This window comes from Ideonella flava, from assembly GCF_051857595.1.
GTDB lineage: Bacteria > Pseudomonadota > Gammaproteobacteria > Burkholderiales > Burkholderiaceae_C > Ideonella.
In genome coordinates this window covers 111,249-134,432 of record NZ_JBPZHD010000014.1, presented here as the reverse complement: position 1 = coordinate 134,432, position 23,184 = coordinate 111,249, and the positions used below count along the sequence as shown (strand labels likewise).

Sequence of the window (23,184 nt, the reverse complement as noted above, 5' to 3'; positions counted from 1 at the left end):
CGGCCGCAGGGCACTGTCGCCTTCCGGCGCCAACTTGCCGAGGGCCACAGGGCGCGCTGCGCGCCTGCACCGGCCCCAGGGCAGGACCATGACCGACGAGGCGACACCCCCGCCGGCACGCCGCGCCGTCGTGCTGGTCACCGGCATCTCGGGCTCCGGCAAGTCGGTCGCCCTGCACGCCCTGGAAGACGCCGGATTCTTCTGCGTCGACAACCTCCCCCCCGAGCTGCTGCAGGATTTCATCCGCGTCGAGAGCGGCCACGGCGTGGACCGGATGGCCATCGCGGTCGACGTTCGCACCGCCGGCTCGCTGCCGCACCTGCTGCCGGTGCTGGATCAGCTGCGCAGCGCCGACGTCAACGTGCGCAGCCTTTTCCTCGACGCCGGCACCGAAGCCCTGGTCAAGCGCTTCTCCGAGACGCGCCGCCCTCACCCCTTGAGCGCGACGCAGAACGACGAAGGCGCGATGCACCGAGCGCTGGTCGACGCCATCGAGCTCGAGCGCACCTTGCTGGCCGATCTGCGTGAGCGCTCCACGGTGCTCGACACCTCGCAGCTGCGCCCGGCCCAGCTGCGGCTGTGGGTGCGAGACCTGGTGCAAGCCACCTCGAGCCGGCTGACCCTCGTCTTCGAATCCTTCGCCTTCAAGCACGGCGTGCCGCTGGATGCGGACCTCGTCTTCGATGTGCGCGTGCTGCCCAACCCCTTCTACATCCGCGAGCTTCGCCCCCTGACAGGACGTGACCAGCCAGTGGCCGACTACCTCGAGCAGCAACCCGAGGTGGGCGAGATGCTGGGCCAGATCGAGGGCTTCGTGCGGCGCTGGCTGCCGGCCTTCGAGAGCGACCAGCGCAGCTATCTCACGGTCGCCATCGGCTGCACCGGCGGCCAGCATCGCTCGGTCTACTTCGTCGAGCAGCTCGCCGCGCTTTTTGCCGGGCGCGTCGCCACGCTGCGCCGGCACCGCGAGCTGGACGCGCGGGCATGAATGAAACCGGCGGCGCACAGCCGCTTGCGCTGTTCCCGCTTCGCACCGTCCTGTTTCCGGGCGGGCGTCTGTCGTTGAAGGTGTTCGAGGCGCGATACCTCGACCTGGTGGCCAGCTGCCTGCGCGAAAGGCGGCCCTTCGGCGTGGTCTGCCTCCTGCAGGGCGGTGAAGTGCGGCAGGTCGGCGGGGCGACGACGGACACGCGCTTCGAGCCGGTGGGCGTGCTGGCCCACCTGGCGGATGTCGACGCCATCGGCACCGGCCTGCTGCAAGTGCACTGCGACGGCGGTGCGCGCTTTCGCTGGCAGGCGGCGCACGAGGGCCCTGACGGCCTGTGGCTGGCGCAGGGCATCACGCTGCTGCCACCCGACCCGGCGATCCTGCCGGACGAGCGCTTCCAGGCGACCGTGCTCGCGCTGCATCGCGCCTACGATGCACTCGCCCACCGGCCGCAGGCGGACCTGCCGCCCGAGCGGCATTTCGACGATGCCGGCTGGGTCGCGAATCGTTGGTGCGAACTCCTGCCGGTGCCACTGAATGCGCGGCAACAGCTGATGGCGCTAGCGGACCCGCTGCAGCGGCTCGCGCTCGTCGACGAGTTCCTGCGCGGCAAACAGCTGATCTGACGCGGCCAGCAATCGCGCGATGGGCGCCGGCAGCCCGAAGGCGCCGAGATCGGCGCGCGCCACCCAGCGCCCTTCCGGCCAGCGGGCGGCGAGTTCTTCTTCCGAGGGCGAGCCCGCATTTAGCTCGTGGCGCACCGGCTTCAGGTACAGGTCGAGGTGGGTCAGCACATGGGTGACGCCGGGCCACTCGGTGGTCTGGCCGGGCCACGTAGCGGCTTGCTCGCGCGCCTCCTCCCGGGTGTCGAACTCCGGCAGCGACCACAGCCCGGCCCAGACGCCGCGAGCCGGACGCCGCACCAGCCAGACGCGGTCGCCCTGCGCCAGCCAGAGCAGTGCCACCTCGCGAGCGCTTCGCTTGAGCTTGCGCGTCTTGACGGGATAGGCCTCAGGCCGGCCCTCGCTTCGCGCCACGCAATCCTCGGCCAGCGGGCAGGCGGCGCATCGCGGTGCGCGCTGGGTGCACAAGGTTGCGCCCAGGTCCATCAGGCCCTGGGTGTAGGCGACCATGTCCTCGGACGGCGGCAACAGGGCCTCGGCCTGCGCCCACAGGGCCCGCTCGTGACGCGCCTCGGCGAGGTCTTCGCCAAAGCCGATCGCGCGGCCCAGCACCCGCTTGACATTGCCGTCGAGGATGGCCACCCGCTCGTCGAAACAGAAGGCGGCGATGGCCGCCGCCGTCGAGCGACCAATGCCAGGCAGCGTGGCGAGAACGGCGGCACTCGAGGGAAAGCGCCCTGCGTGCTCGGCAACCACCGATCGAGCGCACCGGTGCAGGTTTCGCGCACGGCTGTAGTAGCCGAGCCCGGCCCACAGCGCGAGCACCTCGTCCTCAGGTGCCGCCGCCAGCGCGTCGACACTCGGGAAGCGTTCGAGAAATCGCTCGTAGTAGCCCAGGACCGTCGAGACCTGGGTCTGCTGCAGCATGATCTCCGACAGCCAGACGCGGTAGGGATCGAGCGTGCCTTGCCAGGGCAAGGCGTGCCGGCCGTGCTGCCGCTGCCAGGCGACGACGCGCCCGGCCAGCAGGCCGGCCGAGTCGGTCACCGCAGGGCGAGGCTGTCGCTGCGGGCGAGCAAGGCCTCGTCGCCGGTGACCGTGTCGATCGCATCGGGCGAGGGCCCGGCAACGACCGGGCCGCGCTCGGCGCGCTGGCGCAACAGGTTCCCCCGCGCGTAGGCCTGCTCCAGCAGCTGCATCAGCCGCGCGTCCTGGCCCTCGACCTCGGCCAGGCGCTGTTCGAGTTCGCCCGTGGCCATCTGGATGCGCTCCAGGGCCTCGCGGCGTCGCTTCAGGCCGCGCCGGCGGTCACGGAACTGGCCGTCGATCTGCTGCGAGGCCATCTGGTTCCAGGCCTCGACCTCGCCAGAAGCGTTCTCGAACACCACCCGCAGCTTGCTCATCAGCATGCGCTGGAACTGCTCGGAGAACGCCGGCGCGTTCATGCGGATGGTGCGGGTGACGCTGAAGTAGCGGCTGTAGCCGCGTTCGATCAGCTTGAGCTCCTCGCGAAACGGCACCAGGTCCGGCGCGGGCGTCAGCGCGAGCGAGAAGCCGAACTCGGTGTTGAGCTGCTTGAACGAGGCCTGCAGCATCTGGTCGATCTCGGTGCACTGGTGTGCCGCCTTGTCGACCTGGTCCAGCAGGCCATTGCACAACGCCTCGAAGGCCGAGCGCGCGCGGAGGTTGAACCAGCTCGAGCCCAGCATGGCCTGCAGGTTGGCGATGGCCTCGCGCAGGCGGTCGCTCGACAGGGCGTGAACGGCCTCGCGCAGCATCCGCATGTGCACCGCGCGCAGCGCCGACAGGCGCGAGGCGCAGCGCTCGAACTCGGACGAGTCGGCCTGCACTCGCGTGAGCATCTGCGCCACCCGTCCGCCGCTCTTGCCGCGCAGGCTGCGCAGTTCCAGCATCTGTTCGGCATTGGTGCGGCGCTGGTCGCGCAGCCGACGCGTGGCGTGTTCCATCAGCGATTGCACGCCGCTGATCACGGCCTTGGCCAGGACGTGCTGGCGCTGCGGCAGCAGGTCCGCATTGAGTGCCGCTTCCAGCGCGGGCAACCGGCTTTCAGCCAGGCCGGCCTCGTCGCCGGCCAGCCGCGCCGCCAGCGCCTGGCGCGCGGACACCGGGAACACCCGCTCGCGCGTGATGCCCAGCGTCGCCGCCGTCTCCCTGCACTGTCGCTCGACCGCCTGCTCGCGCTCGGCCGGCGTGGCCAGCGGATCGGCCAGCGTGTCGACCTTGTTGAGCACCACGAAACAGGCCAGGCCCTGGCCGCCGAGGTGGTCGGTCCAGATGTCGAGGTCCGAGCGGGTGACGCCGGTGTCCGCGCCGAGCACGAACAGGGCAGCATGGGCGCTGGGCAGCAGGCCCAGCGTCAACTCGGGCTCGGCGCCGATGGCGTTCAGGCCAGGGGTGTCGACGACCACCAGGCCGCGCTGCAGCAGCGGGTGCGGGTAGTTGATGATGGCGTGGCGCCACGCCGGGACCTCGACGCGGCCATCGGCCTGGCGAGGCGGGTTCTCGTGCGGATTGCTGTCGGACCACAGGCCCAGCGTCCGGGCCTCGTCCACCGTGACGAGCTTGGTGGTCGTGACTTCGTTGAGCGACCGGGCCAGGCCTTGCGTGTCGCCGGGGTCGAGCGACAAGCGCTTCCAGCTCTCTCGCTGCTCGCGCCAGTCGGCCAGCGAAGCGGCCTCGCGGCGGGTCTCGATGGGCAGCAGATCCAGCGTGGGCAGCTCGTGCTCGTCCCACGACAACTCGACCGGGCACATGGTCGTGCGGCCCGGCGTGGCCGGCAGCACGCGGCGGCCGGCGTCGGCAAAGAAGATGGCGTTGATCAGCTCGCTCTTGCCGCGCGAGAACTCGGCCACGAAGGCGATCACCAGCTTGTCGCTGGCCAGGCGCTGGCGCAGCGCCTTGGAGGCGCCGGCGGCGGCGGGATCCAGCAGGTCGCTCGCGGCCAGGGAGCGTTCCAGCGCGCCCAGGTCCTGCTCGAGGCCGAGGCGCCAGTCGGCCAGGGCATCCAGCCCGGGCACGAGAAAGGGCTGCATCGCGAGCTGGCGTTCGGCCGCCGGAACGGCAGCGGGTGTGATGGGCATGGTTTCGCGTTCGGCTCGGAGGGACTGCAAGGAAGGGGCCGCTTGTAAGCAAATGTGCGTTCGTCGGCAGCGGCTTCGCCCCCGACCAACGCAGCATGGGAAATCCTAGCAAAGCGGTTTGGCGGAACCGGCCATGGATCAGCGGCGCTGGCAGCCGATGCAGAAATATGTCGCACGCTGGCCTTGCACGATGCGACGGATCCGGCCACCGCAGCGCGCGCAGGCCTCGCCGGCGCGGCCGTAGACCCGCGCCAGGCCCTGGTACTGGCCGACCTCGCCGTGCGCGTTGCGGTAGTCGCGCAGTGTCGAGCCGCCGGCGGCTATCGCCTCGCCGAGCACCCGCTGGATCGCCGCATGCAGGCGCGTGGAGCGCAACGGCCCGATGCGGCTGCAAGGGGTGCGAGGGTCTATGCCGGCCTCCCACAGCGCATCGCTGGCGTAGATGTTGCCCGCGCCGACCACCAGTTCGCCGGACAGCAAGGCGAGCTTCACCGCCGTGCGGCGCGTCTTCAGCGCAGCGTGCAGCGCCTCGGAAGTCCATGCTGGATCGAAGGGCTCGGGGCCCAGGCCGGCGAGCAGCCTGGCGGCGGGCTCGGCGTCGAGCGCGGATGACCACACCACCGCACCGAAGCGCCGCGGGTCCGTCAGGCGCAGCAGGCCGCGATCGGTCACCAGCTCCACGTGATCGTGCTTGCCGGGCGCGCCGAGGTGCTCTCCGAACGCCAGCGAGCCGGACATGCCCAGGTGCACGAGCAGTCCTCCGACCGAGCGGTCGCTCAGCGAATCGGGCTCCGGCATCAGCGGCAGCCACAGGTATTTGCCGCGACGGCCGATCGGGCCGACCCGCAGGCCTTCGATGGACTGAGGCTCCACGCCTAGCGGCCAGCGCAAGGGTTTGCCCAGTCGCATGGCCAGCACTCTCGCGCCTTCGATGCCGCCGACGCTGCGGCGCGTGACTTCCACCTCGGGCAATTCAGGCATCGGGGAATTATCCGGGTGGGACGAAATCCTAGAATCGACCTCGCTCTCGGAGATTCGATGCTTGCTCGTCCTGCCGGGCCCACTGTGGGGCCCCGTTCGCTTCCGCGCCCCCGGCCTCTTTACCTGCGCTTCACATGGCTCGCCGCCCTGATGGCCTGCCTGGGCGCCGCGCAGACCGTGCGGGCCGAAGATCCGCCGACGCCCCCTGCCGAAGCCGCGTCCGGCCCCGCTGCCAATTCGGGCATGGACAGCACGTTGTTCTACGACGTGCTGGCCGCGGAGCTGGAGGCCCAGAACGGCGAACTCGGCGATGCCTTCGGCCGCATGGTTTCCAGCGCCCGGCGTTCGCGGGACGAAGGCTTGTTCGAGCGCGCCATCGAGCTGGCCCTGGCGGCCAAGGCCGGCGACAAGGCCCTGGCCGCGGCCAAGCTCTGGCGCGCCGCCCTGCCCGACTCCGGCGCCGCGCTGAGCACCTACCTGCACCTGTTGGTCGCCCTGAACCGGCCCGGCGAACTCACCGAGCCGCTGCGCGCCTTCATCGACAAGGAGCCGGCGGTCGAACGCCCGGCCGCCATCGCGGCCCTGCCCCGCTTCTTCGCCTCCATCACCGACAAGCAGCGCGCATTGACGCTGGCCGAACAGGTCCTTTCGCCTTACGCCAACGCGCCGGGCACCCGATCGGCCGTTCACGTCGCCCTGGGCCGGATAGCGCTGGCCGCTGACCAGACCGATGCCGCGCTGAACCATGCCCGCCGAGCGCTGGCCGACGATCCGGCCGCGCCGGGCCCGGTGCTGCTGGCGCTGGAGCTGGCGCCGAAGAGCACTGCCGGCGAGGTGCTCGTCCAGGGCTATCTCGCCCGCCAGGATGCCCTGCCGCCCGTGCGCCTGGCCTATGCCAGGCTGCTGGACCAGCAGCACCGCATCGGCGAGGCCGCCGTCCAGCTGCGCCTGGTCGTGGCCCAGCAACCAGACCAGGCCGCGGCGTGGCTCAGCCTGGGTGCCTACAGCGTGGATCTGCACGTCCCTGACGAAGCCGTTCGCGCGCTGAGCCGCTTCCTGGAGCTGGCGCCATCGGCGATGGCCGCCGCCAGGGACGCCGCCAAGGAAGGCGAAGCGGACGAAGAAAAGCGCGACCCGCGCGTCCTGATCGATCTGGCCTACCAATTGTTGGCGGAGGCGGAGCAGCAGCGTGGCAATACCAAGGCGGCATTCGCCTGGCTCGACAAGGTCGAGCCTTCCCGGGTCGATCTTTCCACCCTGGCGCGACGCGCCAGCCTGATGGCCGCCAGCGGCCAGCTGGACCAGGCCCGCGCCCTGCTGCGCAAAGCCGAGGCACGCGACCAGCCCGACGCACGTGCCCGACTGCTGGCCGAGGCCGCGTTGCTGCGAGACCAGCGCCAGTACGCCGAGTCCTACGAGATGCTCGTGGGTGCCTTGCGCAAGGACCCGGATGACACCGTCGTCATGTACGAACTGGCCATGGTGGCCGACCGCCTGGATCGCCACGACGACATGGAGTCGCTGCTGCGCCGGATCATCGCGCTGAAGCCGGACGACCAGCAGGCGCACAACGCGCTGGGCTACTCGCTCGCCGATCGCAACGTGCGCCTGGCCGAGGCCCTGAGCCTGCTGCAACGGGCCGCGACACTGGCGCCGCACGACCCCTTCATCATCGACAGCCTGGGCTGGGTCCAGTTCCGCCTCGGACACAACGACGAGGCGCTCAAGCTCCTGCGGCGGTCGCACCTGGCGCGGCCGCACGTCGAGGTCGCGGCCCATCTGGGCGAGGTCCTGTGGACCATGGGCCAGCGCGATGAAGCCCTGCAGGTCTGGCGTGAAGGGCAGACGCGCGAAGCCGACAACGACGTCCTGCAGGAGACGCTGTCGCGGCTGAAGGTCAAGCCGTGACGGTGCCGGTCTGGCGGCGCGCCGCGACCGTGGCGGCGCTATCGTTGTCGTGCTGGATCGCCGGCTGCGCGACGGCACCACCGGCCGGGGGCGTGCCGCCCGTGAGCGGCCGGCTGCTGGTCAAGGTGGCGGCGATCGCGGATCAACCGGCCCAGTCGCACAGTGCAGCGTTCGAGTTGAGCGGCGATGAGCGCGCCGGCCAGATGAAGCTGATGGGCCCGCTGGGCGCCCAGGTGGCCCTGGCACGCTGGGGCGCGGGCGGCGCGTCCCTGCAGGATTCGCAAGGCACGCGGGAGTTTCCGGACCTGGCCTCCCTGGCCGCCGAGACGCTCGGCGAGCCCTTGCCGCTGGGCGCCCTGATGCACTGGCTGCAAGGCAGGCCGTGGGCGGGAGCACCCCACCAGGACCAGCCCGAGGGCTTCAGCCAGCTCGGCTGGAGGGTGAACCTGGCGCACTGGAGCGGTGACGCCCTCATCGAGGCCACCCGGGTGGATCCGCCGGGCGTCAGCGTGCGTGCCAAGCTCGACCGGAACCCCTGACCTCCATGCCGCTCGCCGCCCTGTACGACCTGCCTGCGCCGGCCAAGCTCAACCTGTTCCTGCATGTGGTCGGCCGCCGCGCCGACGGCTACCACCTGCTGCAGTCCGTCTTCACCCTGATCGACTGGGCCGACACCCTTCACCTGGAGCGCCGGCAGGACGGCCAGCTGCGGCGACACGACCTCGGGCCTGCGCTGCCGCAGGATGATCTGTGCCTGAAAGCCGCACGCGCGCTTCAAGCGGAAAGCGGTTGCGCGCTGGGGGCCGACATCTCCATCGACAAGCAGGTGCCCTGGGGAGCCGGCCTGGGCGGCGGCAGCTCCGACGCGGCGACGGTGCTGATGGGTCTGAACCGGCTGTGGGGCCTGCACTGGCCGCGTGAACGGTTGCTGGAGCTGGGCGCGCGCCTGGGCGCCGACGTGCCCTTCTTCATCGGCGGCCGCACCGCGTGGGTCGAGGGCATAGGCGAAAGGCTGGCCCCCATCGAGCTGTCGCCTCAGCACTACGCGGTGCTGAAACCTGCGACTTCGATCGCCACGGCCGCGATCTTTTCGAGTCCGCTGCTGACACGAGACACAGACCCTGCTATAGTCACAGGCTTTCTTGCAGACGCTAGCGCGTTGGCTTTGAGCGAAGCCTCAGAGGGTCGACAAATCGGTCGACAAACCCTCGCCGGCTTTTCAGGGCGCAACGACCTGCAGCGCGCCGCCGAGGCCACGTGCCCGGAGGTGGCACAGGCAGGGCGTTGGCTGCAGGCCCGCTTCGGCAACAGCCGGATGACGGGCTCGGGCAGCGCAGTATTTGCAAGAGCCGGCGCAGGCGAACGACCTGTGGCGACCATGCACGAGGGCGAATGGCCCGAAGGCTGGGTCGGGCGAATGTGCCGGAGCCTGGATACGCACCCGCTGGTCGGGTGGCCGGGCTGAAGGTTTTAGGGTCGGGCCGTCAGGCCAGGTCCTGTGTAGGGGAGTCGCCAAGTTGGTTAAGGCATCGGATTTTGATTCCGACATGCGAGGGTTCGAGTCCTTCCTCCCCTGCCAAATTTCTGCTCATGCCTCCGCGTTCAAGACGGCGTGATCTTCACGCCGTCTTCGTCTGAAGTCCTCACCCCAACCCCCGCTCGCTGCTGCCCACCGGAGTCCTCCCGTGCTGTTCAACACCGTGCTGTTCACCGGCAACGCCAACCCGGCACTGGCCCAGGAGATCGCCACCCACCTGGGCACCGAGCTGGGCAAGGCCTCCGTGGGCCGCTTCTCCGACGGCGAGGTCACCGTCGAGATCCAGCAGAACGTCCGTGCCCGTGACGTGTTCGTCGTGCAGTCGACCTGCGCGCCGACCAACGAGAACCTGATGGAGCTGCTGATCATGGTCGATGCGTTGAAGCGCGCCAGCGCGCGCCGCATCACCGCCGTGATCCCCTACTTCGGCTACGCCCGCCAGGATCGCCGTCCGCGCTCCACCCGCGTGCCGATCTCCGCCAAGGTCGTGGCCAACCTGCTGGAGACCGTGGGCGTCGAGCGCGTGCTGACGATGGACCTGCACGCCGACCAGATCCAGGGCTTCTTCGACATCCCGGTCGACAACATCTACGCCTCGCCCGTCCTGCTGACCGACCTGAAGGCCAAGGCCTACCGCGACCTCGTGGTGGTCAGCCCCGACGTAGGCGGCGTGGTGCGCGCCCGCGCCCTGGCCAAGCAGGCCGGCTGCGACCTGGCCATCATCGACAAGCGTCGCCCCAAGGCCAACGTGTCCGAGGTCATGCACGTCATCGGCGACATCGACGGCCGCAACTGCGTGATCATGGACGACATGATCGACACCGCCGGCACGCTGGTGAAGGCGGCCGAGGTGCTGAAGGATCGCGGCGCCAAGAGCGTCTACGCCTACTGCACGCACGCGGTCTTCTCCGGCCCCGCCATCGAGCGCATCAAGTCCTCGCACCTGGACGAGGTCGTGATCACCAACACGATTCCGCTGTCCGACGCCGGCAAGGCCTGTCCGAAGATCCGCCAGCTGTCGGTCGCCTTCCTGTTCGCCGAGACGATCCGCCGCATCTCCGACGGCGAGTCGGTGACCTCGATGTTTGCGGAGCAGAACAACAATTTCTAGCCCGGCCGGCTGGGATCCGTGGACGACTCCCGACCTGCACGGCAGAACAACGATTTCCGAAGCCGCAAGGCTTTTTCGCCGGCGGCCCGCGAGGGCCGTCTTTCAAATGGGGCGATTCTGGTCGCGGACGCCCCGACTCATTGGAGAGTAACCATGGAATTCGTCGCTTACGAGCGCACCAAGCAGGGGACCGGAGCGAGCCGCCGCCTGCGCACTGCCGGCAAGGTGCCGGGCATCGTCTTCGGGGCTGGTGAGCCCGCGATGATCGAGCTGGATCACAACGCGCTGTATTTCGCGCTGAAGAAGGAAGCCTTCCACTCCTCCATCCTCGAGATGGACCTGGCCGGCAGCAAGCAGAAGGTCCTGCTGCGCGACTTCCAGATGCACCCGTGGAAGCAGCAAGTCCTGCACGTGGACTTCCAGCGCGTCGACGAGACGACCCGCCTGCGCAAGAAGGTGCCGCTGCACTACTCCGGCGAAGAGAACTCGGTGGCCGTCAAGACCGACAAGTGCCTCGTCAGCCACGTGGCGACCGAGATCGAGATCGAGTGCCTGGCCGTCCAGCTGCCCGAATTCATCGCGGTGGACCTGTCGGGCCTGGTCAAGGGCAAGAGCCTGCATGCCTCCGACCTCGAGCTGCCGGCCGGCATCAAGGCCGTCAAGCACGGCACCTTGAACCCGGTGGTGGTCGCCGTGACCGAGCCGAAGCCCGAAGAGGAAGTCGTCGCCGCGCCCGTCGCCCCGGTCGAGGACAAGAAGAAGGGCAAGGGCAAGAAGTAAGCTCTTGCCGGACCTTCAAGTTCGATCAACAAACCCCGCTCCGGCGGGGTTTGTCGTTTGTCGGCCCTCCCAGCGTAGGGATGGCCCGCCCGCGCCACGCTGGCCAGCATGGGCTCCCCATTGTTCTTCATTCGAGGAGCGTTTCCATGCCACTGTCCATTACCCGTGTGGCCCAGGCGGCCACCGCCCTGATGCTGCTGACTGGCGCGGCGCAAGCCGCCGCCGCCGCGCCACAGCTGCCCAGGGCGGAGGGTGGCGCGTCCGGCCAGCACGCCATCGACCTGCTCGGCCCCCGTCTGCCGGAAGCGGCAGCTGCCCACAAGCGCAGCCCGCAGGAGTTCCGCGCCATGTTGCTGCGCGACCCGTACTTGCGACTCGACCCCCGAGCGCGCATCTACGCGGTCGACACGCTGGAGCAGCCCTTGCCGAAGGCGCCCGGCGTCGGTCCCGAGGCCGCACCCGGCCCGTTGCCCGCGCCGCTGGACCAGACCTTCCTGCTGCACAGCCGCCCCGGCGCACAGCGAACGATCTACCTCGACTTCAACGGAGCGGTGATAGAGAACACCGCCTGGAACAACGGCGGCGGCCCCATCACCGCGCAGCCTTTCGACTCCGATGGCCACGTCGACACCGACTTCTCGGATGAAGAGCTTCAGCGCATCCAGTACATCTGGCAGCGCGTCGCCGAGGACTATGCGCCCTTCGACATCGACGTCACGACCGAGAAGCCGGCCGGCAGCAAGCTCACGCGCAAGGATGCGGCCGACCAGGTCTACGGCACCACCGTGCTGATCACCAACCACAATGGCGTCTACAACTGCGAGTGCGGTGGCGTGGCCTATGTCGGCGTGTTCGATTCGATCGGCGATTTCTACAAGCCGGCGCTCGTCTTCTGGGACATGCTCGGCTCGGGCAACGAGAAGTACGTTGCCGAGGCCATCTCGCACGAGGCCGGACACAACCTGGGCCTGAGCCACGACGGCTACTCGGGCGGCGGCTACTACCCCGGCCATGGCGAAGGCGAGACCGGCTGGGCGCCCATCATGGGCGTGGGCTACTACAAGAACACGGTCCAGTGGAGCAAGGGCGAGTACGCCACCGCCAACAACCACGAGGACGACTTCGTGGTGGTCGGCAACAACGGCGGCCCCTTGCGGGCGGACGACCACGGCAACTCGGCGGGCTCCGCCACGGCGTTGACGACCTCGCCTGACGGCCCGAACCTGAAGGTCTCGGGGGCCGGCGTGATCGAGCGCCGCAAGGACAAGGACTACTTCTCGTTCACCGCCGGCGCCGGCGCCGTGTCGATCGACGTCCTGCCCGATGCCCGCTCGGCCAACCTCGACGTGTCGCTCAAGCTGCTCGACAGCTCGGGCAACGTGGTCGCCAAGGCCAAGCCGAAGGCTGTCCTGGCGGCGACCATCGAAACCACCCTGCCCGCGGCCGGCACCTACTACCTCGTGGTGGACGGCGTGGGGGTGGGCAACCCGCTGGACACGGGCTACAGCGACTACGCCAGCCTGGGCCAGTACGGCATCCAGGGGACCGTTCCCGCGCCTTGAGCGCGTTGCCTGAAAGGCCCGCCTCGACGGCCTATCGCAGCAGGCTGTCGGCGGGCACGAAGTCGTAGTGCAGGTCCCGCGCCACGGCCTCGTAGGTGACCTTGCCGGCTGCGACGTTCAGGCCGGCCTTCAGGTGCGGGTTGTCCAGCATGGCCTGCTTCCAGCCCTTGTCGGCAAGCGCCAGGCCATGCGCCAGCGTGGCGTTGTTGAGCGCAAAGGTCGACGTGCGCGCGACGGCGCCCGGCATGTTGGCCACGCAGTAGTGCACGACGTCGTCGATCACGTAGGTCGGCTCCGCGTGCGTGGTCGCGCGCGAGGTCTCGAAGCAGCCGCCCTGGTCGATGGCCACGTCGACCAGCACCGCGCCCTTCTTCATGCAGCGCACCATCGAGCGCGTCACAAGCTTGGGTGCGGAGGCACCGGGCACCAGCACCCCGCCGATGACCAGGTCCGATTCCAGCACCTTCTCTTCCAGCGTCTGGGCGTTGGAGTAGAGCGTCTTCACGCGGTTGCCGAACACCGTGTCGATCTGGCGCAGGCGATCCACGTTCTTGTCCAGCACCGTCACCCGGGCGCCCATGCCGATCGCCATCTGCATCGCGTGCGTTCCCACCACGCCGGCCCCGAGGATCAGCACGTGGCCCGGTTCGACGCCTGGCACACCGCCGAGCAGCACGCCCATGCCGCCCTTGCTCTTTTCCAGGTGCGCCGCACCCGCCTGGATGCTCATGCGACCCGCCACCTCGCTCATCGGCGCCAGCAACGGCAGACCGCCGCCCGGGCCGGTGATGGTTTCGTACGCCACGCAGATCGCACCCGACTTGACCAGCGCAGCGGTCTGCTCGGGATCCGGCGCAAGGTGAAGGTAGGTGTAGAGGATCTGCCCTTCGCGCAGCATCGCGCACTCATTGGGCTGTGGCTCCTTGACCTTGACGATCATTTCGGCCTTGGCGAAGACCTCGGCCGCGTCCTTCAGCATCACCGCACCGGCCGCGGCGTAGTGCTCGTCGGCGAGACCGATGGCCGCGCCGGCGCCGCTCTGCACGAACACCTGGTGACCGTGCTCGCAGAATTCGCGCACGCTGGCCGGCGTCAGGCCGACCCGGTATTCATGGTTCTTGATTTCCTTGGGTACGCCGACGCGCATGTTGGTCTCCGTGTGGTTCTGAGGGGAAGGGCCATGTTCGAACCGCCCCGGGTCCTCACCAAGCTCCATCTGAATCTCAGCGCTTACATTAGAAGACCTGATGGATTTCATTAGCTCCGCGCCGTGAACGCCCTGGATCCTGCCGGGCTGGACTGCCTGGCGGCCCTGGCCGAGGCGGGCAGCTTCGAACGGGCCGCCCAGCTGCTGTCCATCACCCAGTCCGCCGTGTCGCAGCGCCTGCGCTCGCTCGAGGCCAGCGCCGGGCACTTGCTCGTGGTCCGCGCCAGGCCCTTGAGGCTGACAGAGCCGGGCAAGGTGCTGCTGCGATACGCCCGCCAGATGCAGGCCCTGCGGGCCGACGCCGCCCGCGAGCTGGGCACCACGCTGGGCCGGGACGAAAGGCTGCCCATCGCCGTCAATGCCGACAGCCTGGCGACCTGGGTGCTGCCTGCGCTCGATGCGCTGGTGCGCACGGGCCAGCGCGAGGGCTACGGGCTCGAGCTGATCGTCGACGACCAGGACTTCACCCACGACTGGCTGCGCCAGGGCGAGGTGCTGGGTTGCGTGAGCACCGTCTCGCAGGCCTTGCGCGGCTGCTCCTGCCAAGCGCTGGGCCTGATGCGCTACGTGGCCGTCGCGAGCCCGGTCTTCATCGAGCGCGCGATGCCGGACGGCTTGACGCCCCTGAACTTCCCGCACATGCCCTTCATCGTCTTCAATCGAAAGGACGACATGCAGGCCCAGTGGGTGGCCAAGGCCTTCGGCGTGCGTGCGCCCCGCCTGAAAGAGCGCTTCGTTCCCAGCAGCGAAGCCGGCGCGCGCGCGGCCACCATGGGATGGGGCGTGGCGGTGGTGCCCGAGCTGCTCGTGCGCGCCGACATCGCCAGCGGCGCGCTGGTCCAGCTCAAGCCGGCCATCACCATCGACGTGGCGCTGTACTGGCACCAGTGGAAGCTGAGCCTGGACGAGCCTCGCCTGACGCCTCCCGCGGCAGGCGGCCGGGCAGTGACGCCGGCCCACACCGGCTTGATGGAGCAGATAGGCCAGGCGGTGATCGACGGGGCGCGGGCGGCGCTGGGCGGCGTTCGATAATCGATCGATGATTCGGATGATCGTCGGCCTGGGCAACCCGGGCGTGGAATACGAGGCAACGCGCCACAACGCCGGCTTCTGGTGGGTCGACGCCGCGGCGCGCCAGCTCAAGGCATCGCTGGTGCCGGACCGGGCCTACCACGGCCTCGTCGCTCGCGTGAACCGGCCGCCGGACCAGGGCGGGCCGCTCTGGCTGCTCGAGCCCATGACCTACATGAACCTGTCGGGCAAGTCGGTCGCCCCGCTGGCACGCTTCTTCAAGATCGCCCCGTCGGAGATCCTGGTCGTGCACGACGAACTCGACCTGCCACCGGGCCAGATGAAGCTCAAGCAAGGCGGCAGCGCCGCCGGTCACAACGGACTGAAGGACATCCACGCCCAGCTCGGTGCGGCGGACTACTGGCGCCTGCGCCTGGGCATAGGCCACCCCGGCATCCGCGCCGAGGTCGTCAACTACGTCCTGCGCAAACCGCCGGCCGACGAGCGCGACGCAATCGAGCGCAACATCGAGGAGTCGCTCAAGGTGCTCGACCTCATGCTCGCAGGCGAGATGGAGCGCGCCATGATGAAGTTGCACGCCAAGCCGGCGCGGCCCAAGCCGCCCAGGCCACCGGATCCGCCGCCGGCCGCAGACGCCGGCTGAAACGACGATTCAAGGGAGGACAAGAAGACATGCGAATCGCCCACCGCCCCATCGCCCCGGGGCTGCTGTTGTTCGCCCTGCTCGGTGCGGCGCATGCCGCCGACGGCGGGGTTTACCGCTGCGGGCAGACCTATCAGCAGCTGCCTTGCGAAGGCGGCCAGGCCATCGATGCGAGCGACGCGCGCACCGAGGACCAGCGACGCGATGCACAGGCCGCCGCCAGTGCCGAACAACGCCACGCCGGCGTGCTGGCGGCCGAACGACGCGAGCGCGAGAAGAAGGCCGCGCCGCAACCTGAGCCGGTGGTGATCGGCGTCCGCCAGCCGCAGGCCGCCGCCAGCGCGCCGGCGGCCGCCCCGGACAAGACGACCCACAAACCCAGGCGGAAGAAGCCGAGCCGCCCGGATGAGCCACGCTACAGCTCGCCGGCTGCTCCCAGGAAGACTTAGCCGGCCTGAGCCGGTGGCGCGGCCGGTGGCGGAGGATCGCCGCGCTTCTCCGCCATGAGCGCATGGAACTTGCGCTGCAGCTGATCGCGCGTCTCGATGCGATCAGGATTGAGCGGGATGCATTCGACCGGGCAGACCTGCACGCACTGCGGCTCGGGGAAGTGACCCACGCATTCGGTGCAGCGGTCAGGGTCGATCACGTAGTACTCCGACCCCATCGAAATCGCGTCGTTCGGGCACTCGGGCTCGCAAACGTCGCAATTGATGCACTGGTCGGTGATCGTCAGGGCCATGGCGGCGGTCTCTCGGTGGCACCGGGCGGGTCACTCGCGCGCTTGCGCGACCCGCTCCTTCAGGCGCGTGAGCACCGAGGGTGCCACGAACTTGGAGACATCACCCCCGAGCATGGCAATCTCGCGCACGAAGGTGCCGCTGACGAACTGGAACTGGTCGCTCGGCGTCAGGAACAGGGTCTCGACCTCGGGCATCAGCTGGCGGTTCATGCCGGCCATCTGGAACTCGTACTCGAAGTCGCTCACGGCCCGCAGGCCGCGCACCACCACCTTGCCCCCGTTGTCGACGACGAAGTCGCGCAGCAGGCCCCGAAAGGCGATGACTTCGACGTTGCCGCAAGGCGCGGCCAGCTCCTTGGCGATGTCCAGCCGCTCCTCGACGGTGAACATCGTCCGCTTGTGGTGGCCGGCGGCGACGGCCACGATCAGGCGGTCGAACAGCCGGCTCGCGCGGCGCATCAGGTCTTCATGGCCGAGCGTCATGGGATCGAACGTGCCCGGATAGACGGCGGTCAGCGGTTGGGCGGTGGTCATCGTCGGGCTCCTGGCGGGGCGCTCATCGCGCTGGGGCGGGGACAGTGTAGGCGTCAGACGGCGGATTCGGCCGGATCGGCGGCGGCCTGGAACAGCGCGTAATGCACCGCCCCGGCCCGGGCCTGGCGATGCAGGCGCAGCCCCTCGGGCGGCTCCGGTGCGGCCTCGCCCGACTCGAGATACACCCATCCGCCGGACGACACGGCCTGCGCCGCGGCTGCCAGGGAACGCGCCCCCAGCCCGGCGCCGAAGGGCGGATCCAGCAGGACCAGGTCCCACCGGCCCGGCGAGCTTCGAAGCACTCCCAGGCCGTCGCCGCGCTGGATGCGCATGCCGGATGCCTTCAGCCGCTCGCGGGAGGCGTTCAACAGACCCACGAGCGCGGGGTCCTGCTCCACCAGCAGCACCTCGGCCGCACCGCGCGAGGCGGCTTCGAAACCCAGCGCGCCTGAGCCGGCAAAGGCGTCGAGCACGCGCCAGCCCGAAAGGTCCTGGCCCAGCCAGTTGAAAAGGGTTTCGCGCACGCGGTCCGGCGTGGGCCGCAAGCCCGGCTTGTCCGCCACCGGCAGCACGCTGCGCCGCCATTGGCCGCCGACGATGCGCACCTGGTGGCGCGGCCCGCCTGGAACCTTGGTCACTGGCGCACCGGGACGCCCGCGCGCGCCAGCATGGCCTTGGCCTGGCCGACGGTGAACTCGCCGTAGTGGAAGATGCTGGCAGCCAGCACCGCATCGGCGCCACCGACCTGGATGCCTTCGACCAGGTGCTCCAGCGCCCCGACGCCGCCCGAGGCGATGACGGGCACCGGCACCGCATCGCTCACGGCGCGTGTGAGTTCCAGGTCGAAGCCCGACTTGGTGCCATCGCGGTCCATGCTGGTCAGCAGGATCTCGCCGGCCCCGTGCTCCGCCATGCGGCGGGCCCACTCGACGGCATCCAGTCCCACGTTGCGGCGGCCGCCGTGGGTGTAGACATCCCAGCCAGGACCCTTCGTCGCCAGGTCGTCGCCCTGGCGCCGCTTGGCATCGATGGCCACGACGATGGCCTGGGCTCCGTACTTGTCGGACGCATCGCGGATGAGCTGCGGGTTCGCCACCGCTGCCGAATTGAAGCTGACCTTGTCGGCGCCCGCGTTGAGCAACCGCCGCACGTCGTCCACCGTGCGCACGCCGCCACCCACCGTGAGCGGGATGAAGACCTGCGAGGCGACTGCCTCGATGATGTGCAGGATCAGGTCGCGGCCGTCGCTGGTGGCCGTGATGTCGAGGAAGGTGAGCTCGTCGGCGCCCTGCTCGTTGTAGCGGGCCGCGATCTCGACCGGGTCGCCCGCGTCGCGCAGCTCCACGAAGTTGACACCCTTGACGACCCGGCCGCCGGTGACGTCAAGGCAGGGAATGATGCGTTTGGCGAGCATGGGCCGATTGTCGCAGCGCCGCCTGGGCCCGCAGGGTCACAGCCCGCTGTTACCACGCTCCCGCCCGCTGTCCCAAGAATGGCCCCAGCCTGGTGCGGGCGCGCCGGGCGATCGATTTCCAAGGAGAGCAAGCGATGGCCAAGAAGATCCTGATGCTGTGCGGCGACTTCGGCGAGGACTACGAGACCATGGTGCCGTTCCAGGCCCTGCTGGCCGTCGGCCACACAGTGCACGCCGTGGCCCCGGACAAGAAGGCCGGGGACTGGATCCACACCGCCGTGCACGACTTCGACGGCGCGCAGACCTACAGCGAGAAACCGGGCCACCGCTTCACGCTGAATGCGAGCTTCGCCGAAGTGAAGCCCGAGGCGTATGACGCGCTGGTCGTCCCCGGCGGGCGCGCCCCCGAGTACTTGCGCATGAACAGCCGGGTGGTCGAGATCACCCGCCACTTCCTGCAGGCCGACAAGCCGGTCGCGGCCATCTGTCACGGCGCGCAGCTGCTGGCCGCCACCGGCCTCATCAAGGGCCGGCGCGTGTCGGCCTATCCCGCCTGCCAGGTGGAGGTGGAACTGGCCGGCGCCGAGTACTGCGGCATCGCCGTGGACCAGGCCGTGACCGACCGCAACCTCGTGACCGCGCCCGCCTGGCCGGCCCACCCCGCGTGGATCGGCCAGTTCCTCTCGGTGCTGGGCACGCGCATCCAGGCTTGAGCGACGCCGGGGCGGCGCCTAAAGTGAGGGCTTTCGCCTTCCCACGGGAGGACCGCGATGTGCGAGATCTTCATCAGCGCCGACCCTGCCGGCTACGACAGCCGCACCCGCTCGGTGCGCCTGCACGGCGTAGTCACCAGCATCCGGCTGGAGAACCTGTTCTGGTCGGTGCTGGACGAGATCGCCGCGCGTGACGGCATGGGCGTGGTGCAGCTGATCGAGAAGCTGTACGACGAGCTGGTCCAAGCGCGCGGCGGGGTGGGTAACTTCGCCTCTTTCCTGCGGGTGACGGCCCTGCGCTACCAGGCCCTGATGGCGCAGCAGCGCATCCCGCAGGACCACCAGGTGCCGATCCGCTCGCTGGATGCCCAGGCCGTGCTGCACGAGCTGCCAGCAGGATGGGGCCGCGAGGCCGGGGGCGCTCAGCCTGCCTCGGCCAGCTCGTCCGCCCGGGCCTGGGCGGCCGCGAAATCCAGCGCGCCGGTGTAGATCGAGCGGCCGCAGATCACGCCCTCGATGCCCTCGGCTTCGACGGCGCACAGCGCCTCGATGTCGGCGATGTTGGAAAGACCGCCGGAAGCGAAGACCGGGATGGTCAGCGACTGCGCCAGCTTGACCGTGGCATCGACGTTGATGCCGGTGAGCATTCCGTCGCGCCCGATGTCGGTGTAGATCACGCCTTCGACGCCGTAGTCCTCGAACTTCTTGGCCAGGTCGATCACCTCGTGGCCGGTGAGCTTGCTCCAGCCGTCGGTGGCGACCTTGCCGTCCTTGGCATCGAGGCCGACGATGATGTGGCCGCCGAAGGCGGTGCAGGCATCGCGCAGGAACCCCGGGTTCTTGACCGCCGCGGTGCCGATGATCACGTAGCTGAGGCCGTCGTCGAGGTAGCGCTCGATGGTGTCGAGGTCACGGATGCCCCCGCCCAGCTGGACGGGAATATCGCTGCCCACCGCCTGCAGGATGGCCTTGATCGCCGGCTCGTTGACCGGCTTGCCGGCGAAGGCGCCGTTCAGGTCGACCAGGTGCAGGCGACGCGCGCCCGCCTCGAGCCAGCGCCTGGCCATGGCGGCCGGGTCTTCGCCGAAAGTGGTGGAAGCCTGCATGTCGCCTTGTTGGAGGCGAACGCAATGGCCGTCTTTGAGATCGATCGCGGGGATCAGCAGCATGGCTCGGCGTGCACGGATGAGTTGTGCGCGGGTGGCGGCGGGTGGGAGGAGAAGGCGGTCGGTGCGATGGAGAAAGCACGACTTCGGCCGGCGGGGCAGATCACGGATTCCAGTGCAGGAAGTTGCGATACAGGGCCAGGCCGTGCGCGGCGCTCTTCTCGGGGTGGAACTGGGTCGCAAAAATGTTATCCCGCGCCACCGCGCAGGTAAAGCGCAAGCCGTACTCGACGGTGCCCGCGCTGTGGCGCTCGTCCGACGGCTGGGTGTAGTAGCTATGGACGAAGTAGAAGAATGCTTCGTCGGGCACGCCCGCCCAGATGGGGTGTGGCGCTCCCGCGTGGCGCACCTGGCGGACCTCGTTCCAGCCCATCTGGGGCACCTTGTAACGGCTTCCGTCCGGCTGAAGCTGCCCTTCCAGGCGGAAGCGCTTCACGCGCCCCGGAATGAGGCCCAGGCCGGGCGTGTCCTGCTCCTCCGAGTGGTCGAGCAGCATCTGCATGCCCACGCACACGCCCATCAGCGGCTTGGCGGCAGCGGCTTCGAGCACCGCCTCCTTCAGCCCGGAGTCGTGCAGCTCGCGCATGCAATCGCGCATCGCCCCCTGGCCGGGCAGGACGATGCGTTCGGCGGCGCGCACGTCCTCGGGGTTCGAGGTGACGACCACCTGCACCCCCGTTCCTTCGGCCACGTGCATCACGGCCTGCGAGACCGAGCGCAGGTTGCCCATCCCGTAGTCGACCACTGCGACGGTGCGAGTCACAGCGAGCCTTTCGTCGAGGGGATCACGCCGGCCGAGCGCGGATCGAGCGTCATGGCCATCCGCAGCGCGCGGCCGAAGGCCTTGAAGATCGTCTCGCACTGGTGGTGGGCGTTGTGACCCTTGAGGTTGTCGATGTGCAGCGTCACGAGGGCGTGGTTGGCAAAGCCCTGGAAGAACTCGAAGGCGAGCTGGGTGTCGAACGTACCGATCATGCCGGCCTTGAAGTCGACCGCCATCTCCAGGCCCGGACGGCCGGAGAAGTCGATCACCACCCGCGACAAGGCCTCGTCCAGCGGCACATAGGCGTGGCCGTAGCGCGTCAGCCCTTTCTTGTCGCCGACGGCGCGGGCAACGGCCATGCCCAAGGTGATGCCGACATCCTCTACGGTGTGATGCCCGTCGATGTGCAGGTCGCCCTCGGCCTCGATCTCGAGATCGACCAGCCCGTGGCGGGCGATCTGGTCGAGCATGTGGTCGAAGAAGCCTATGCCGGTGGCGAGCTTCGCCTGGCCGGTACCGTCCAGATTGACGCGCACCCGGATCTTGGTTTCGTTGGTGTCGCGCCGGATTTCGGCGATGCGTGCTTCGGACGTACTCATGCGTTCAGCTCGGCCAGTGCGCCCTGCAGGGCGGCCACGGTTTGGGGATTTTCCTCCGGCGTGCCCACCGTGATGCGCACGCAGTCGGCAAGCAGCGGGTGCAGGTTGGACACGTTCTTGATCAGCACGCCGCGCGCCTTCATTGCCGCGAAGACGCGCTTGGCATCGGGCACCCGGGCCAGGATCATGTTGGCCTCGCTGGGGAACGGCTGCACGCCCGGCATGGCGGCGAGCGCTTCGAAGAGCTTCGCCCGCTCGATGCGAATCAGCTCGGCCTGCCGCGCGTACTCGTCGACATGCTCGAGCGCGAACAGGGCGGCCTCGCAATTGAGCACGCTCACGTTGAAGGGCGGACGCAGCTTGTCCAGCTCTCGGATGAGCGCAGCCCGGCCCATCATGTAGCCGATGCGCACGCCCGCCAGGCCGAACTTGCTCATGGTGCGCATCAGCAGCACATGCTCGTGGCGCTTGAGCCGCTCGAGCGAATCGCGCGACGCGAAGGGCTGGTAGGCCTCGTCCATCACGACCAGGCCCGGGGCGGCCTCGATGATGGCGTCGATCACGCCGTCGTCCCACAGGTTGGCGGTGGGGTTGTTCGGGTAGGCAAGGTAGATCAGGGCCGGCTGGTGCTCCTCGATGGAGGCGAGCATCGCCTGCGCATCGAGTTCGAAATCCGGCGTGGTCGGCACGCCCACGAACTTCAGCCCCTGCAGGCGGGCGGAAAGCTCGTACATCACGAAGCCCGGCAGTGGCGCGAGGATGGTGTTGCCCGGGATGTCGGCGGCCAGCGCCAGCAGGCTGATCAACTCGTCGGACCCGTTGCCCAGCATGAGCGCGCAGCCCTCGGGCATCCTGGCGTGCTCGGCCAGGGCCTGCCGCAGCACGTCGCCGCGCTCGGCCGGGTAGCGGTTCAGTGCCACCTCGGCCAGCCGCTCACCCAGCTGCCGCCGCAGCTCGGGCGGCAGGCGAAACGGGTTCTCCATCGTGTCCAGCTTGACGAGGCCGGCGCTGGGCTGGACGGCATAGCCATGCATGCCCTGCACATCCGCGCGCAGGTAACGGGTCATGCGGTCGGCAAGCGGGAGGGTGCTCATGGAGTGGCCGGTGAGTCGAGCACTTCGGGCCCGACGATGAAGGGGTTGAGGATCTGCACGCTGTCGATCTGCTGGCCATGCTGCAGGTCTTCTGTCAGCACGTATCGGCAGCCCAGGTGCGCCGCCGATGCCACGACCAGCGCGTCCCACCAGTTCACCTGGAAGCGCGCCTCTATGGCCCACGCCGTCTCCACCGTCTGGTGATCGACCTGCCAGGGCTTCCAGTGCTGGTAGCGGCGCACCTCGGCCCGGGCGTCGCCTTGCGGCATCGGCGGGCGCAGCTTGCGCGTCGCGTTCGCGTAGTACTCGCTCAGGACCTGGGTCGACAGGCGTCCGCAGCGCCGCATCCACAAGACGGTCAGCCAGGCGCGGGCGCGCTCGTGCTTGCCTGCGTCGGCCTGGTCGTCCGCGTACAGCAGGACAGGGGTGTCAACGAAAACGGTCGAGTCGCTCGGCATGGGTCTCGTCGCGCTTCGGATAGGGCTCGCCGCCGGATTGGTGGAACGAGGTCCGCTGCAGCCACTCGTTCATGGCGCGCTCGTACGCGTCGTCGTGGCGCATCTTCTCGGCCAGCATTTCGCCGATCAGGCGCGAGACGCTGGTGTTGCGCCGCGCGGCCTCCATCCGGGCCCATTCAGCGACGGCGTCTTCCATCGTGACGGTGACGTTTTTCATGGCTTACACGA

Annotated in this window: 27 protein-coding genes and 1 tRNA gene; 14 read left to right on the top strand and 14 right to left on the bottom strand. The window is 69.2% G+C overall.

Annotated features, from left to right (window positions below; translation table 11 throughout):
* Positions 1-88: 88 nt before the first annotated feature.
* The gene (rapZ, locus tag ACS5PM_RS27415; RefSeq protein ID WP_439391068.1) at positions 89-988 is read left to right on the top strand and encodes an RNase adapter RapZ; all 900 of its coding nucleotides are present in this window, start codon (positions 89-91) and stop codon (positions 986-988) included.
* On the top strand, positions 985-1,614 hold the full coding sequence (locus ACS5PM_RS27410) for an LON peptidase substrate-binding domain-containing protein (RefSeq protein ID WP_439391067.1): 630 nt from the start codon (positions 985-987) through the stop codon (positions 1,612-1,614). The genes rapZ and ACS5PM_RS27410 overlap by 4 nt, the downstream gene beginning before the upstream one ends.
* Here the strand turns inward: ACS5PM_RS27410 and mutY are convergent.
* From mutY to mutM, 3 genes are all read right to left on the bottom strand, one after another.
* Positions 1,549-2,658 carry an A/G-specific adenine glycosylase gene (gene mutY, locus ACS5PM_RS27405; protein WP_439391066.1) on the bottom strand — a complete coding sequence of 370 codons (1,110 nt, stop codon included), beginning with the start codon at positions 2,656-2,658 and terminating at the stop codon, positions 1,549-1,551. The genes ACS5PM_RS27410 and mutY overlap by 66 nt on opposite strands.
* On the bottom strand, positions 2,655-4,712 hold the full coding sequence (locus tag ACS5PM_RS27400; RefSeq protein ID WP_439391064.1) for a dynamin family protein: 2,058 nt from the start codon (positions 4,710-4,712) through the stop codon (positions 2,655-2,657). Before ACS5PM_RS27400 ends, mutY begins: the two co-directional genes overlap by 4 nt.
* 138 nt (positions 4,713-4,850) lie before the next feature.
* Entirely contained in the window at positions 4,851-5,693 is an 843-nt protein-coding gene (mutM, locus tag ACS5PM_RS27395) for a bifunctional DNA-formamidopyrimidine glycosylase/DNA-(apurinic or apyrimidinic site) lyase (protein WP_439391063.1), read from the bottom strand.
* 150 nt (positions 5,694-5,843) lie between these two features.
* Here mutM and ACS5PM_RS27390 point away from each other — a divergent pair, with 150 nt between their 5' ends.
* The 7 genes from ACS5PM_RS27390 to ACS5PM_RS27360 all read left to right on the top strand — a co-directional run bounded on the left by ACS5PM_RS27390 (position 5,844) and on the right by ACS5PM_RS27360 (position 12,591).
* A complete protein-coding gene (locus ACS5PM_RS27390; protein WP_439391062.1) occupies positions 5,844-7,601 on the top strand; it encodes a tetratricopeptide repeat protein in 1,758 nt (585 codons plus the stop codon).
* Positions 7,598-8,140, top strand: a complete 543-nt coding sequence (locus tag ACS5PM_RS27385; protein WP_439391061.1) for a lipoprotein insertase outer membrane protein LolB — start codon at positions 7,598-7,600, stop codon at positions 8,138-8,140. The genes ACS5PM_RS27390 and ACS5PM_RS27385 overlap by 4 nt, the downstream gene beginning before the upstream one ends.
* 5 nt (positions 8,141-8,145) lie before the next feature.
* Positions 8,146-9,066: a 4-(cytidine 5'-diphospho)-2-C-methyl-D-erythritol kinase gene (gene ispE / locus ACS5PM_RS27380; protein WP_439391060.1), complete on the top strand. Its 921-nt coding sequence runs from the start codon at positions 8,146-8,148 to the stop codon at positions 9,064-9,066.
* Between the two features lie 37 nt (positions 9,067-9,103).
* Positions 9,104-9,180 (top strand) — tRNA-Gln (locus tag ACS5PM_RS27375).
* A 106-nt stretch (positions 9,181-9,286) separates the two neighbouring features.
* Positions 9,287-10,249, top strand: a complete 963-nt coding sequence (locus tag ACS5PM_RS27370; RefSeq protein WP_439391058.1) for a ribose-phosphate pyrophosphokinase — start codon at positions 9,287-9,289, stop codon at positions 10,247-10,249.
* A gap of 153 nt (positions 10,250-10,402) precedes the next feature.
* Positions 10,403-11,029, top strand: coding sequence for a 50S ribosomal protein L25/general stress protein Ctc (locus ACS5PM_RS27365; RefSeq protein WP_439391057.1), 627 nt, complete (start codon positions 10,403-10,405; stop codon positions 11,027-11,029).
* Positions 11,030-11,175: 146 nt separating this feature from the next.
* Positions 11,176-12,591, top strand: coding sequence for a pre-peptidase C-terminal domain-containing protein (locus ACS5PM_RS27360; RefSeq protein ID WP_439391055.1), 1,416 nt, complete (start codon positions 11,176-11,178; stop codon positions 12,589-12,591).
* A gap of 31 nt (positions 12,592-12,622) precedes the next feature.
* Here ACS5PM_RS27360 and ald read toward each other — a convergent pair whose 3' ends face one another.
* Positions 12,623-13,738 carry an alanine dehydrogenase gene (ald, locus tag ACS5PM_RS27355; RefSeq protein WP_439391054.1) on the bottom strand — a complete coding sequence of 372 codons (1,116 nt, stop codon included), beginning with the start codon at positions 13,736-13,738 and terminating at the stop codon, positions 12,623-12,625.
* Positions 13,739-13,861: 123 nt separating this feature from the next.
* Here ald and ACS5PM_RS27350 point away from each other — a divergent pair, with 123 nt between their 5' ends.
* The 3 genes from ACS5PM_RS27350 to ACS5PM_RS27340 are packed head-to-tail and all read left to right on the top strand — an operon-like array spanning position 13,862 to position 15,922.
* The gene (locus ACS5PM_RS27350; protein ID WP_439391053.1) at positions 13,862-14,830 is read left to right on the top strand and encodes a LysR family transcriptional regulator ArgP; all 969 of its coding nucleotides are present in this window, start codon (positions 13,862-13,864) and stop codon (positions 14,828-14,830) included.
* A gap of 7 nt (positions 14,831-14,837) precedes the next feature.
* Complete coding sequence (pth, locus tag ACS5PM_RS27345) at positions 14,838-15,473, top strand: aminoacyl-tRNA hydrolase (RefSeq protein ID WP_439391051.1); 636 nt, start codon at positions 14,838-14,840, stop codon at positions 15,471-15,473.
* Positions 15,474-15,502: 29 nt separating this feature from the next.
* Entirely contained in the window at positions 15,503-15,922 is a 420-nt protein-coding gene (locus ACS5PM_RS27340; RefSeq protein WP_439391049.1) for a hypothetical protein, read from the top strand.
* Here ACS5PM_RS27340 and ACS5PM_RS27335 read toward each other — a convergent pair.
* From ACS5PM_RS27335 to hisF, 4 genes are read right to left on the bottom strand one after another with little or no spacing between them, the layout of a single operon-like run.
* Entirely contained in the window at positions 15,919-16,215 is a 297-nt protein-coding gene (locus ACS5PM_RS27335; protein ID WP_439391048.1) for a YfhL family 4Fe-4S dicluster ferredoxin, read from the bottom strand. The two genes, ACS5PM_RS27340 and ACS5PM_RS27335, sit on opposite strands and share 4 nt — an antisense overlap.
* Positions 16,216-16,245: 30 nt before the next feature.
* The gene (coaD, locus tag ACS5PM_RS27330; RefSeq protein WP_439391047.1) at positions 16,246-16,749 is read right to left on the bottom strand and encodes a pantetheine-phosphate adenylyltransferase; all 504 of its coding nucleotides are present in this window, start codon (positions 16,747-16,749) and stop codon (positions 16,246-16,248) included.
* Between the two features lie 53 nt (positions 16,750-16,802).
* The gene (rsmD, locus tag ACS5PM_RS27325) at positions 16,803-17,387 is read right to left on the bottom strand and encodes a 16S rRNA (guanine(966)-N(2))-methyltransferase RsmD (protein WP_439391046.1); all 585 of its coding nucleotides are present in this window, start codon (positions 17,385-17,387) and stop codon (positions 16,803-16,805) included.
* Positions 17,384-18,163 carry an imidazole glycerol phosphate synthase subunit HisF gene (hisF, locus tag ACS5PM_RS27320; protein WP_439391044.1) on the bottom strand — a complete coding sequence of 260 codons (780 nt, stop codon included), beginning with the start codon at positions 18,161-18,163 and terminating at the stop codon, positions 17,384-17,386. Before hisF ends, rsmD begins: the two co-directional genes overlap by 4 nt.
* A 134-nt stretch (positions 18,164-18,297) precedes the next feature.
* On the opposite strand from hisF, the gene ACS5PM_RS27315 reads away from it, so the two are divergent.
* Positions 18,298-18,876, top strand: coding sequence for a DJ-1/PfpI family protein (locus tag ACS5PM_RS27315; RefSeq protein ID WP_439391043.1), 579 nt, complete (start codon positions 18,298-18,300; stop codon positions 18,874-18,876).
* Between the two features lie 57 nt (positions 18,877-18,933).
* Positions 18,934-19,365 (top strand): ribbon-helix-helix domain-containing protein, encoded by a 432-nt coding sequence (locus ACS5PM_RS27310; protein ID WP_439391041.1) that lies wholly within the window; start codon positions 18,934-18,936, stop codon positions 19,363-19,365.
* Here the strand turns inward: ACS5PM_RS27310 and hisA are convergent.
* The 6 genes from hisA to ACS5PM_RS27280 all read right to left on the bottom strand — a co-directional run bounded on the left by hisA (position 19,299) and on the right by ACS5PM_RS27280 (position 23,173).
* Positions 19,299-20,045, bottom strand: coding sequence for a 1-(5-phosphoribosyl)-5-[(5-phosphoribosylamino)methylideneamino]imidazole-4-carboxamide isomerase (hisA, locus tag ACS5PM_RS27305; protein WP_439391039.1), 747 nt, complete (start codon positions 20,043-20,045; stop codon positions 19,299-19,301). The two genes, ACS5PM_RS27310 and hisA, sit on opposite strands and share 67 nt — an antisense overlap.
* A 100-nt stretch (positions 20,046-20,145) precedes the next feature.
* Positions 20,146-20,805 carry an imidazole glycerol phosphate synthase subunit HisH gene (hisH, locus tag ACS5PM_RS27300; RefSeq protein ID WP_439391038.1) on the bottom strand — a complete coding sequence of 220 codons (660 nt, stop codon included), beginning with the start codon at positions 20,803-20,805 and terminating at the stop codon, positions 20,146-20,148.
* Positions 20,802-21,404, bottom strand: a complete 603-nt coding sequence (gene hisB, locus ACS5PM_RS27295; RefSeq protein WP_439391037.1) for an imidazoleglycerol-phosphate dehydratase HisB — start codon at positions 21,402-21,404, stop codon at positions 20,802-20,804. Before hisB ends, hisH begins: the two co-directional genes overlap by 4 nt.
* On the bottom strand, positions 21,401-22,498 hold the full coding sequence (gene hisC, locus ACS5PM_RS27290; RefSeq protein ID WP_439391036.1) for a histidinol-phosphate transaminase: 1,098 nt from the start codon (positions 22,496-22,498) through the stop codon (positions 21,401-21,403). The genes hisB and hisC overlap by 4 nt, the downstream gene beginning before the upstream one ends.
* Positions 22,495-22,956 carry a PIN domain-containing protein gene (locus tag ACS5PM_RS27285; RefSeq protein ID WP_439391035.1) on the bottom strand — a complete coding sequence of 154 codons (462 nt, stop codon included), beginning with the start codon at positions 22,954-22,956 and terminating at the stop codon, positions 22,495-22,497. Before ACS5PM_RS27285 ends, hisC begins: the two co-directional genes overlap by 4 nt.
* Positions 22,928-23,173: a CopG family transcriptional regulator gene (locus tag ACS5PM_RS27280; protein WP_439391034.1), complete on the bottom strand. Its 246-nt coding sequence runs from the start codon at positions 23,171-23,173 to the stop codon at positions 22,928-22,930. Before ACS5PM_RS27280 ends, ACS5PM_RS27285 begins: the two co-directional genes overlap by 29 nt.
* Between the last annotated feature and the right edge of the window lie 11 nt (positions 23,174-23,184).

Bases quoted from the DNA above. Each gene is read 5' to 3' on its own strand.
- rapZ (WP_439391068.1), top strand. From the start codon at position 89: ATGACCGACGAGGCGACACCCCCGCCGGCACGCCGCGCCGTCGTGCTG.
- ACS5PM_RS27410 (WP_439391067.1), top strand. From the start codon at position 985: ATGAATGAAACCGGCGGCGCACAGCCGCTTGCGCTGTTCCCGCTTCGC.
- ACS5PM_RS27400 (WP_439391064.1), bottom strand. From the start codon at position 4,712: ATGCCCATCACACCCGCTGCCGTTCCGGCGGCCGAACGCCAGCTCGCG.
- mutM (WP_439391063.1), bottom strand. From the start codon at position 5,693: ATGCCTGAATTGCCCGAGGTGGAAGTCACGCGCCGCAGCGTCGGCGGC.
- ACS5PM_RS27390 (WP_439391062.1), top strand. From the start codon at position 5,844: ATGGCCTGCCTGGGCGCCGCGCAGACCGTGCGGGCCGAAGATCCGCCG.
- ispE (WP_439391060.1), top strand. From the start codon at position 8,146: ATGCCGCTCGCCGCCCTGTACGACCTGCCTGCGCCGGCCAAGCTCAAC.
- ACS5PM_RS27365 (WP_439391057.1), top strand. From the start codon at position 10,403: ATGGAATTCGTCGCTTACGAGCGCACCAAGCAGGGGACCGGAGCGAGC.
- ACS5PM_RS27360 (WP_439391055.1), top strand. From the start codon at position 11,176: ATGCCACTGTCCATTACCCGTGTGGCCCAGGCGGCCACCGCCCTGATG.
- ald (WP_439391054.1), bottom strand. From the start codon at position 13,738: ATGCGCGTCGGCGTACCCAAGGAAATCAAGAACCATGAATACCGGGTC.
- pth (WP_439391051.1), top strand. From the start codon at position 14,838: ATGATTCGGATGATCGTCGGCCTGGGCAACCCGGGCGTGGAATACGAG.
- ACS5PM_RS27340 (WP_439391049.1), top strand. From the start codon at position 15,503: ATGCGAATCGCCCACCGCCCCATCGCCCCGGGGCTGCTGTTGTTCGCC.
- ACS5PM_RS27335 (WP_439391048.1), bottom strand. From the start codon at position 16,215: ATGGCCCTGACGATCACCGACCAGTGCATCAATTGCGACGTTTGCGAG.
- coaD (WP_439391047.1), bottom strand. From the start codon at position 16,749: ATGACCACCGCCCAACCGCTGACCGCCGTCTATCCGGGCACGTTCGAT.
- hisF (WP_439391044.1), bottom strand. From the start codon at position 18,163: ATGCTCGCCAAACGCATCATTCCCTGCCTTGACGTCACCGGCGGCCGG.
- ACS5PM_RS27315 (WP_439391043.1), top strand. From the start codon at position 18,298: ATGGCCAAGAAGATCCTGATGCTGTGCGGCGACTTCGGCGAGGACTAC.
- ACS5PM_RS27310 (WP_439391041.1), top strand. From the start codon at position 18,934: ATGTGCGAGATCTTCATCAGCGCCGACCCTGCCGGCTACGACAGCCGC.
- hisA (WP_439391039.1), bottom strand. From the start codon at position 20,045: ATGCTGCTGATCCCCGCGATCGATCTCAAAGACGGCCATTGCGTTCGC.
- hisB (WP_439391037.1), bottom strand. From the start codon at position 21,404: ATGAGTACGTCCGAAGCACGCATCGCCGAAATCCGGCGCGACACCAAC.
- hisC (WP_439391036.1), bottom strand. From the start codon at position 22,498: ATGAGCACCCTCCCGCTTGCCGACCGCATGACCCGTTACCTGCGCGCG.
- ACS5PM_RS27285 (WP_439391035.1), bottom strand. From the start codon at position 22,956: ATGCCGAGCGACTCGACCGTTTTCGTTGACACCCCTGTCCTGCTGTAC.
- ACS5PM_RS27280 (WP_439391034.1), bottom strand. From the start codon at position 23,173: ATGAAAAACGTCACCGTCACGATGGAAGACGCCGTCGCTGAATGGGCC.